9 protein-coding genes, 1 riboswitch and 1 other annotated feature are annotated in these 9,476 nt (G+C 37.1%); of the genes, 2 read left to right on the forward strand and 7 right to left on the reverse strand.

All coding sequences use genetic code 11. The features are described from left to right. Window positions 1–221: 221 nt before the first annotated feature. Window positions 222–1,934, reverse strand: a complete 1,713-nt coding sequence (locus tag QME45_13680) for an IS1634 family transposase (protein ID MDI6619681.1) — start codon at window positions 1,932–1,934, stop codon at window positions 222–224. A gap of 259 nt (window positions 1,935–2,193) precedes the next feature. Next, a riboswitch (SAM riboswitch) is annotated at window positions 2,194–2,304 on the forward strand. A gap of 490 nt (window positions 2,305–2,794) precedes the next feature. Between QME45_13680 and QME45_13685 the strand changes: the two genes are divergently transcribed. Next, on the forward strand, window positions 2,795–3,964 hold the full coding sequence (locus tag QME45_13685) for a M20 family metallopeptidase (protein MDI6619682.1): 1,170 nt from the start codon (window positions 2,795–2,797) through the stop codon (window positions 3,962–3,964). 48 nt (window positions 3,965–4,012) lie between these two features. On the opposite strand, the gene cysK (QME45_13690) is transcribed toward QME45_13685, so the two are convergent. The 6 genes from cysK (QME45_13690) to QME45_13715 all read right to left on the reverse strand — a co-directional run bounded on the left by cysK (QME45_13690) (window position 4,013) and on the right by QME45_13715 (window position 8,940). Beyond that, window positions 4,013–4,921, reverse strand: coding sequence for a cysteine synthase A (cysK, locus tag QME45_13690; protein ID MDI6619683.1), 909 nt, complete (start codon window positions 4,919–4,921; stop codon window positions 4,013–4,015). Window positions 4,922–4,967: 46 nt separating this feature from the next. Beyond that, window positions 4,968–6,113 (reverse strand): aminotransferase class I/II-fold pyridoxal phosphate-dependent enzyme, encoded by a 1,146-nt coding sequence (locus QME45_13695; GenBank protein ID MDI6619684.1) that lies wholly within the window; start codon window positions 6,111–6,113, stop codon window positions 4,968–4,970. Between the two features lie 3 nt (window positions 6,114–6,116). Continuing rightward, on the reverse strand, window positions 6,117–6,749 hold the full coding sequence (locus tag QME45_13700; protein ID MDI6619685.1) for a class I SAM-dependent methyltransferase: 633 nt from the start codon (window positions 6,747–6,749) through the stop codon (window positions 6,117–6,119). A gap of 60 nt (window positions 6,750–6,809) precedes the next feature. Beyond that, window positions 6,810–7,050: a binding site (T-box leader), on the reverse strand. 57 nt (window positions 7,051–7,107) lie between these two features. Further along, window positions 7,108–8,037: a cysteine synthase A gene (gene cysK / locus QME45_13705; GenBank protein ID MDI6619686.1), complete on the reverse strand. Its 930-nt coding sequence runs from the start codon at window positions 8,035–8,037 to the stop codon at window positions 7,108–7,110. Window positions 8,038–8,103: 66 nt separating this feature from the next. Further along, a complete protein-coding gene (locus QME45_13710) occupies window positions 8,104–8,541 on the reverse strand; it encodes an Rrf2 family transcriptional regulator (GenBank protein ID MDI6619687.1) in 438 nt (145 codons plus the stop codon). A gap of 231 nt (window positions 8,542–8,772) precedes the next feature. Further along, on the reverse strand, window positions 8,773–8,940 hold the full coding sequence (locus QME45_13715; protein MDI6619688.1) for an aspartyl-phosphate phosphatase Spo0E family protein: 168 nt from the start codon (window positions 8,938–8,940) through the stop codon (window positions 8,773–8,775). A gap of 200 nt (window positions 8,941–9,140) precedes the next feature. Here QME45_13715 and QME45_13720 point away from each other — a divergent pair, with 200 nt between their 5' ends. Further along, window positions 9,141–9,380: a helix-turn-helix transcriptional regulator gene (locus QME45_13720; GenBank protein ID MDI6619689.1), complete on the forward strand. Its 240-nt coding sequence runs from the start codon at window positions 9,141–9,143 to the stop codon at window positions 9,378–9,380. The last annotated feature ends 96 nt before the right edge of the window (window positions 9,381–9,476 follow it).

The following is a 9,476-nucleotide window of genomic DNA, read 5'->3' on the forward strand; positions in this document are numbered from 1 at the left end:
TGGCCTTAGAACTTACAAAACTTGAATCTGCCGAATGAGTGTTCAAAATAACATAGAGCTCATATTACGAATCGAAGATTTTTTAAAAAACATATTGACATATATGAAAAACATATATATAATCCTATCTTTGACAGTTGATAAAAATAGAAATCCTGCAAGAGCTTGATACAAAAGGCTTTGCAGGATTTAATATTGTTGTAAAAAGTGCGTAATGTTTTTTATTTATTTGTTTCTTTAAAAATATTTTTCATCATACTTGTAGTAACAATCTGATAGTCAGTCCGGAAGCCAAAGGCTTCGTGTAAGGCATCGGTAAAATCAGTTCTTGTGTAAGTAGGAACATAACCTTCACCTGTACCTTCAAAAAAATTCATATCTCTCAATCCATCTATAATTTCATTGCATGTAAATTTTTCATTGAGCCTTTTTTCAAGTAGCCTGTAAATAATTAATGATATAAAACAAGTGGTGAAATGTGCTTCTATTCTATCATCCTTACTTAAGTATACAGGCCTTGCTTTGAATTCACTTTTCATAATTCTAAAGCATTCTTCTATTTCCCATCTCCTTTGATTAATTTTGATTATTTCAGAAGCAGCGTCATCAAGGTTTGTACAAACAGCATAAAACCCATCAAAGGTTTCTTCTTTCTGTATAAGAGCAGTGTTAATGCTGTATATTTCATCTTCTGCAATCTCTCCATCAGGAGTGCAGCTTGTTTTATTAATAAATCTTTTATAATCGTTTTGATTGAATTTTTTTATTTTAGTTGGATTGGTATCTATTGTCTTTTGAGCACGTTCTATTTGTGAGTTTCGGATTTTACGCTGATAATCTCTATATTTAATGGAGTATGTTACAATAATTTTTTGCTCAAGACCGTTTTCCTTGATCCAACGTTCCTTGTAAAAGATTTTATTTTTATATTTTTCCTCATCAATCTCAGAAATATCATAGGTCCTGACATCTCCTGGGAGCTGCCATTTATTTGTGTCAAGTGCCCAATTTTTCAGATGTTTTTTTAATTTTTTAATAGATTGGGTGGTGATAAAAGCCCTTTCATCCTTGTCGTTAAATCTTCGATTATCTTCAGAAGCAAGTCCTGCATCAGTGCACACTATAAATTTAGAAAGTTTAAAATCAGACAAAATTTTCTTTTCTAATGGCTTTAATGTAAGCTGTTCGTTTGTATTCCCCTTGTTAATGCTAAAAGCAAGAGGAGTGCCATCTCCGTCCATAAACAGTCCCATTTGAATGATTGGATTTGGCCTGTGTTCTTTTGATGGGCCATATTGCTTGTTTCCATCTTCTTGCTCTATTTCAAAAAAGTAATTGGTGCAATCATAGTAAAGCACACCGTTATTCCTCTTGCAAATCTTCAAACTGTTCTCATATAAAGAGGATTGTATAAAATCTATTTCTTTGGCGAGGACTTCAAGAGCTCTGTATATTTGATGCAAATCAAAATTTGGTTGTTCAATAAACCTTTTAGAAAGCTGATAGGTTGCAAGCTTTGAAGAAGGATAAATAACTCTACTGTAAATTAGCCTGGAAAGGATAGAATCCAAGTCAAAATCAAATTTATATTTTTGTGAAATTTCTTTGCAAATCTTATTAAGACATAGTTCGTGATATATTTTTTGTAGAAAAAGATATCCTCCGTTAAAAAAATGCCGCTCATCTTTATTGATTATTTTTGAGGGAGAATATTTAACAAGTACTTCTTGTTTTTCTTCTTTCTCTTTTTTGTTGAGTTCTTCTATGTACTTCTTTGCCCATTCGATTGGATCCTGCCCGTTAAGTTTCTTTTTAAGCTCTGCAACAGTTCCTAACTTTTCTACAATTTTTGTATGCTCTTTTTTGTTAATATATATTGTTTTTATAACATAAAGTGAGGCTGCATTTTTAGATTTGGAAATTTGTAATCTCATAACTATTCCTCCAAACACCTTATATTATATCATATAACGCAAAACTACGCAACAAAAATATATGAAAACTTGACAAAAGAATAATAGAAAAAGCCCTGTTTTCAAGGCTTCCTAAAATTTTACCATCCTTACAACTGTCAAAGATCCGAGCTCATATTACGAATCGAAGATTTTTTAAAAAACATATTGACATATATGAAAAACATATATATAATTATACACAATAAAGTTTGTCATGATAAACAAAATTAAATATACTACCTTATCTAGAGAGATTGAGGGACTGGCCTGATGAAATCTCAGCAACCAATATGTTTCATTTGCATATATGGTGCTAATTCCTGCAGAACGTTGTTCTGAAAGATGAGGGAAGGTGTAGGCGTAATTAACCTCCTTCCAGGAGGTTTTTTATTTTAAATCTTCTTCTCATCATGCCGAAGAAGATTTTTTTATCTGATAGAAAATATTGCCATAATCTAAATGTGAGTCTGATTGACCAGGAGTACAAAAGACATAAATTCATACTATAAGCTAAACTGGAATTTTTAAAACTTCCAGTTTGATAAATCGAAGTTATATTTAAACTTCGATTCGTAATATGTGAAATCAGGCATAAATAGGATTATGTTATTTTGAGCGACGAATGAGCATTATTAGAGTTTTGATAAGTTCTTGGCCTGCTGCCGCATAAGAATCCTTAGAGCTTTTGAATGTCTGAACGCAGTGAGTTTCAAAAGCTCTTGGATTCTCAAGGCTGAAGGCCTTAGAACTTACAAAACTTGAATCTGGCGAATGAGTACTCAAAATAACATAGAGCTCATATTACGAATCGAAGATCTTTTAAAAGAGGTGTTTGACAATTGGAGATAAGACAAATTGCAAAAAGATATAAGGGGTATGTGATTGACCTTAGAAGGGAATTTCATATGCACCCGGAGCCAAGTTTGAAAGAATTGAATACATCACAGAGGATAAAATCAGAATTGAGAAAATTGAACATACCCTATACTCCGGCTGCCGATACCGGCGTGATTGCTGAGATAAAAGGGAAAAAACACGGGAAAACGGTGGCGCTTAGGGCCGATATAGATGCTCTGGAAATAAATGAAGCGAACGATATCGAATATAAGTCCCAAAATCCAGGTCTTATGCATGCCTGTGGCCACGATGCGCATATCGCATCGCTCCTCGGTGCCGCAAGGATACTTAATGATGTCCGCGATAATATCAGCGGTACCATAAGGTTGTTGTTTCAGCCAGCGGAAGAAATCGGGAAGGGGGCCAAGGCGCTGATAGCGGCCGGTGCAATGGATGGCGTCGATGGAGTGTTCGGCATTCATGTTTCGAGCAATCTCGAATGTGGAAAAGTATCCGTGGATGGCGGTCCCTTGATGGCATGTGCCGATGTATTTAAAATAACTATAAAGGGAAAAAGCGGGCATGGCGCCCGCCCTCACCAGGCAATAGACGCCTTGGTCGCCGCATGCGCAGCGGTCATTAATCTGCAGACCATAATAAGCAGAGAAATTGACCCCCTTGAGCCTGCTGTAATATCTGTAGGATCAATTAAATCCGGCACGAGATTTAATATTATCGCGAATGATGCTGTTTTGGAAGGAACTTCAAGATGTTTCGGTGAGAAAACCCGCAAGCAAATTTTTGCAGCAATAGAGAGAGTAATTAAGTATACAGCACAGGCATACAGGGCGGAGGTGGGAATCGAGTACAACTTTACTACCTCGCCCCTCATAAACGATGCCAGGTGCTCAGAAATAGGTGCCGGCGCTGTGAAAAAGATACTGTCCGCGAAGGCATTAGCACATGTGGGCAGATCTTTAGGAACAGATGATTTTTCCGAGTATCTTAAGAAATCTCCGGGTATTTATGCACTGGTCGGCGTAGGAAATAAAACCAAGGGTATTATATACCCTTATCATCATGAAAGATTCAATATAGATGAAGATTCACTGGAAATAAGCAGTGCACTATATGCTCAATATGCTCTGGATTTTCTCGAAAGTTCGTTATAAATCTATAATATTTTTCTGTTAATACTGAAAAGATAGGGGGCATAAAACTCAGTACAGATTTTTGCTGAAGTATCTATCCCCTCTATCAGGAAATATGGCTACGATATTTCCGCTGCCAATGGATCTTGAAAGTTTTACTGCTGCAGCTATCGCAGCTCCCGATGAAGAGCCGACTATAAGTCCTTCTTTTCTTGCCAGTTCCTTGACCATCGAAAACGCCTCATCATCGTTAACCTTTATGACGTTGTCCACCAACGACATATCCAGTGTTTCAGGTATAAAGTCGTTTCCTATTCCTTCTATCTTGTAACCCTTTTCAGTACCTCCTCCGATTATAGATCCTTCTGGGTCGGCAATTATTCCCTTTACATCCGGTTTTTTCTCCTTCAGGAATTTCACGATGCCGGTGAATGTACCTCCGCTTCCGGCACCCGCTACCAGATAATCTATATTTCCTTCAAGATCTTCATAAATTTCGGGACCTGTTGTTTCATAATGAGCCAGAGGATTTGCTGGATTGGTGAACTGATTTAAGGAGATTGAATCCTTGATCGTCTTTAAAAGCTCCTCGGCCTTCTCTATGGCTCCTCTCATCCCTTTTTCTTTTGGAGTATTAATTATTTCAGCCCCCAATGCCCTCATGAGCACCTGCTTTTCTATGGAAAATTTTTCAGGCACAACAAATATTATTCTATACCCCTTATTTAATACGGCAATGGCGATGCCAAGGCCGGTATTTCCTGCCGTCGGTTCAATTATGGTAAACCCCTTCTTGAGGTTGCCTTCCCTTTCAGCTCTTTCTATCATATATATACCGATTCTGTCTTTAACGCTACCGCCTGGGTTCATATTCTCGAGCTTTGCAAATATATTAACCCCATTTTTGATATTCAGATTATTGATCTTTAAAATAGGTGTTTTCCCGATCATTTGCCTTATATCATCATAATATTTCAAAAAAGACATCCCCTTCTTAATTAAGTTGATCTGTAAAATCAGACCATTACAGCTTTGCATTACTTATAGCGTTTTTAATATCCTCCAAAAGATCGGAAGCATTCTCTATGCCGACGGAAAGCCTTACCAGATTATCGGTAATGCCCACCTTCTGCCTGACATCAAAGGGTATCGAAGCATGTGTCATAGTCGCGGGATGGCATGCTAAAGATTCAACTCCTCCCAGGCTTTCTCCAAGTGTAATAATTTTAAGGTTGTCAAAGAACTTCTTGATATCATATCCTTCTTCCAGTGTAAAAGAGATAATAGCTCCCGGACCTCTTGCCTGTCTTTTATGAAGCTCATAACCCGGATGTTCCTTAAGCCCCGGATAATATAACTTATCTATCCCTCTTATATTTTTTAAATTCTCTGCAATATATCTGGCATTTTCAATATGCCTATCCATCCTCACAGATAAAGTCTTTATCCCGCGGATCAAGAGCCATGAATCAAAAGGCCCAAGTATCCCCCCTGTTGCATTTTGTATGAAATAAAGTCTTCTTGCTATATCCTCGTTATTTGCAACTGCAAGGCCGGCGACAAGATCGCTGTGACCCCCGAGATACTTCGTAGCACTGTGGATAACTATATCTGCACCAAACTTAATAGGCTTTTGAAGATATGGCGTCATAAAAGTATTGTCCACAATCGTCAACATTCCATGTTTTTTTGCCAATTTCGATACTTTTGCTATGTCGGTGATTGTCATGAGCGGATTTGTCGGTGTTTCTATAAATATAGCCTTTACGCTATCATCTATTTTTGAAATGATGCTTTCTTCATCCGAAGTATCGACTATGTCAAAATTAAATCTGAAATTGTTAAACACTTGGTTTAGGACTCTGTAAGTCCCGCCATAAACGTTGTCCGAGATCAATATCTTGTCATCGCTTTTAAAAAGCATAAACACGGCTGTAATCGCTGCCATGCCTGATGAGAAAGCAAATCCATCGGTTCCTCCTTCCAGATCTGCAATCAATTTTTCCAGTGCATGCCTTGTTGGATTACCTGTTCTTGAATATTCATATCCCTTATTGACTCCAAGATGTTCTTGTTTATATGTCGAAGTCTGATAGATCGGAACATTTACTGCTCCTGTATATTCATCTCCATCGATCCCGCCATGTATCAGCAATGATTCAATTTTCATTTTCTATTCCCCCATTTTTATTCCCTTTGCTATAAATATCCCTGTTTCAGTGTATTCACCTTTGCTTGAGTAAGCACTGCATTTTAAACCGGTACTGCCAATTTCCACACCGGTAAATCCCGCCTGCTTCATCCATGCAATTATCTGCGCATGTGAAAAACCAAGCCATACATCGTGCATCTCCTCTCTTGCCCATTTCCCGTTGTGCTCTTCCGCATCTGAAATAACTACAGTCCCTCCCTTCCTTAAAATACGGTACATCTCCCTTATTGCATCTAGCGGATTCTCCACATGATGAAGTGCCATATTTATTATCACTACATCGATGGATTGATTAAACAAAGGCAGTTTATCCATATATCCTTTTAAAGGATATATATTTTTTATTCCCTCTTTTACCGCAGCCTTATTGAGCTCTTTTAGCATATTCAACGATATGTCCACGGAAAATACAACTTTTGCTATATGAGACAGGGGCACGGATATAAACCCCGTACCGCAGCCTAAATCAGCACATATCTTTCCCTCCGCATCCACTTTTTGAAATATGCAATTTTTAAGTTCTTCGGAAAAATATTTTTTCCTTATTTCATTCCAGTCTGCGGCAATTGAATTGAAATATTTTGCCTGGTCCATTTACAAACACCCTCCTTAATCATAATAATTTTGGATATAAAAAAACTTCCGCCTCCAAAATTCAGAGGCGGAAGTTAATTCCGCGGTTCCACTCTGTTTACCGGATACAATCCGATATCTCATTATTTTTGGTACCAACATACCTCAACGCTATATCGGGCGTACCCGTCGGAGTCTAATTTTTTCGATCCGATACTCAAGGATGCACTTCAGTTAATCTTAACTTTAAATCCTTCTCAGACTATGAGGATTCATCTCTGATAAGTCTACTTTAACCTACTCTTCCTGTCATCGCAATTCACAGTATTCCTGCAAAACCCATGCTTGCTTAAAGAACACTAAAACTAACACATATCAGTTATTTAAAAAGATCTGTAGAGAGGTATCTCTCGCCTGTATCAGGCAGCAGCGCCACGATAGTCTTACCCTTATTTTCCGGCCTCTTGGCTATCTGAGTAGCAGCAAAAACTGCCGCTCCCGAGGATATCCCTACAAGGAGCCCCTCGCTCTTTGCAAGCTTTCTTGAAATTTCAAAAGCTTCTTCATTTTTCACATCGAATACTTCATCGATTATTTCTTGGTCATATACATCAGGTACAAAGCCGGCACCAATACCCTGGATCTTATGAGGCCCCGGTTTTCCTCCTTTTAAAACAGGCGAATCGGCAGGTTCAACCGCGATGATCTTTACATCCGGTTTTCTCTTCTTTAAAACTTCAGCTACACCTGTAATTGTTCCGCCTGTACCGACACCTGCAACAAATATATCTACCTGCCCATCAGTGTCTCTCCATATCTCTTCAGCTGTAGTCTTTCTATGAATTTCAGGATTTACAGGATTTTTAAACTGCTGTGGTACAAAAGAATGCGGGATTTCTTTTGAAAGCTCTTCCGCCTTAAGTACAGCACCTTTCATACCGTCCTTCCCGGGCGTCAGCACAATTTCAGCGCCATATGCCTTAAGAAGGCTCCTTCTTTCAATACTCATAGTATCAGGCATGGTCAATATTATCCTGTATCCCTTTGCCGCTGCTACGAATGCCAGGGCGATCCCGGTATTTCCGCTTGTAGGTTCTATTATAACCGAATCTTTTTTCAATATGCCCCTATCTTCTGCATCTTTTATCATCGCATAGCCTATTCTGTCCTTCACGCTCCCTGCCGGATTGAAATATTCCAGTTTTCCAATAAGCCTTGCAGGCACGTGATTTTCCCTGCTGTAATTTCCAAGCTCGAGAAGCGGAGTATTGCCTATGAGATCTGTTAAACTCTTTGCTATCTTCGGCATAAATTATAACCCCCTTAAAATAATATTATTAAGTCTATATGTTTAATATACTATTCTGTAAAAAAATCATATATAATACACGTACCCAAAATCATCTTTCATTTTTACATAATCCTTAACCAAATCTTCCAATGTTATTGAATCAACAGTATTTTCTATACTCTCATCTATCTTTTCCCATACATTATTTCTGATGCATGTTTCGGCATCATCATCCATATTGTCCGCGGCATCAATGACGGATAGCGTACCCTCCAGCACCCTTAATATATCGCCTACTGTTATGTCGGAAGGTCTCTTCCCCAATATGTAGCCTCCCTGCGTGCCTTTTACGCTTTTTACAAGCCCTGCTTTCCTTAAAGCTGAAAAAATCTGCTCAAGGTATTTATCCGATATATTCTGCCTTTCGGCTATACTCTTTAAAGTAATCTGATCTCCCAGAGAATAAGTTGCAAGGTCAAGCATAGCTTTAAGCCCATATCTTCCCTTTGTAGATATCTTCATCTTTTCACCTCAAACTAAAATATATAAGTAATATAGTATTCCTATATGCTTAATTCTATAATATGCCAGCATAAACAAATTGTCAACCAAAAAATCTATGATAGGATGCATATTTTATATGCCCTCTATGGTACAATATTTTTTATATAGAAATGTTTTCCCCCAAATGGCGGTCATATTTAATTCTACTTTATATATCTATTTTATATTGGATAATCTTAAAAATTTCTTCTATACAACATCTTTACGGGCACGCGTACTATCCAGCCTCTCGGAATTATATATATTTATATATTTATCAAGTTCCTTGCTTGTCTCCAGTATTTCGCTATAATCCGCATTTTTTGATATCATCATATATAATTTTTCTCTTAGTTCATTTATTTTTTGTTCGATCATTTTCAGCACTCCATTTTTATATTAAATTATTTTTTCTGTTGTAAAAGGATATATTTATAAATAAAGAGAGTTTCCCTCATTTTTTATCTTCTATCTCACAGCACCATATAATTATATCATAGTTTTTTATTATTGCAGACTATAGTCCGTAGACTATTTGTAACATTTCTTTGAAAATCAAATTAAAGGGGTGAATATAATTGACATTAGAGAAAGCATTTGCTGTTATTTTAAAAAAGAATAGATTAAAATGCGGATTGTCACAGGAAGAGCTCGCTCAACAATGCAATATAGACAGGACTTATATAAGCCTGCTTGAGAGGGGAAAAAGAAGATCCACATTGAATATACTTTTTAAAATATGCAAGACAATAAATATGAAGGTAAGCGATTTTATTCTGGAAATCGAGGACTTGATGAACAGCAATAATGAAGACTGAGAACTTAATAAATTATTTGAAGAATATTATTTCAATCGTTATGTTTGTTGCAAAATAAAATAGGACAAAGTTGCAGAAGAAATTCCCCACTTTTGC

It is taken from the genome of Clostridiales bacterium (genome assembly GCA_030016385.1).
In the GTDB taxonomy this organism is placed as follows: domain Bacteria; phylum Bacillota; class Clostridia; order Clostridiales; family Oxobacteraceae; genus JASEJN01.

Bases quoted from the DNA above. Each gene is read 5' to 3' on its own strand.
- QME45_13710 (MDI6619687.1), bottom strand. From the start codon at position 8,541: ATGAAGATATCTACAAAGGGAAGATATGGGCTTAAAGCTATGCTTGAC.
- QME45_13680 (MDI6619681.1), bottom strand. From the start codon at position 1,934: ATGAGATTACAAATTTCCAAATCTAAAAATGCAGCCTCACTTTATGTT.
- cysK (MDI6619686.1), bottom strand. From the start codon at position 8,037: ATGCCGAAGATAGCAAAGAGTTTAACAGATCTCATAGGCAATACTCCG.
- QME45_13715 (MDI6619688.1), bottom strand. From the start codon at position 8,940: ATGATCGAACAAAAAATAAATGAACTAAGAGAAAAATTATATATGATG.
- QME45_13695 (MDI6619684.1), bottom strand. From the start codon at position 6,113: ATGAAAATTGAATCATTGCTGATACATGGCGGGATCGATGGAGATGAA.
- QME45_13700 (MDI6619685.1), bottom strand. From the start codon at position 6,749: ATGGACCAGGCAAAATATTTCAATTCAATTGCCGCAGACTGGAATGAA.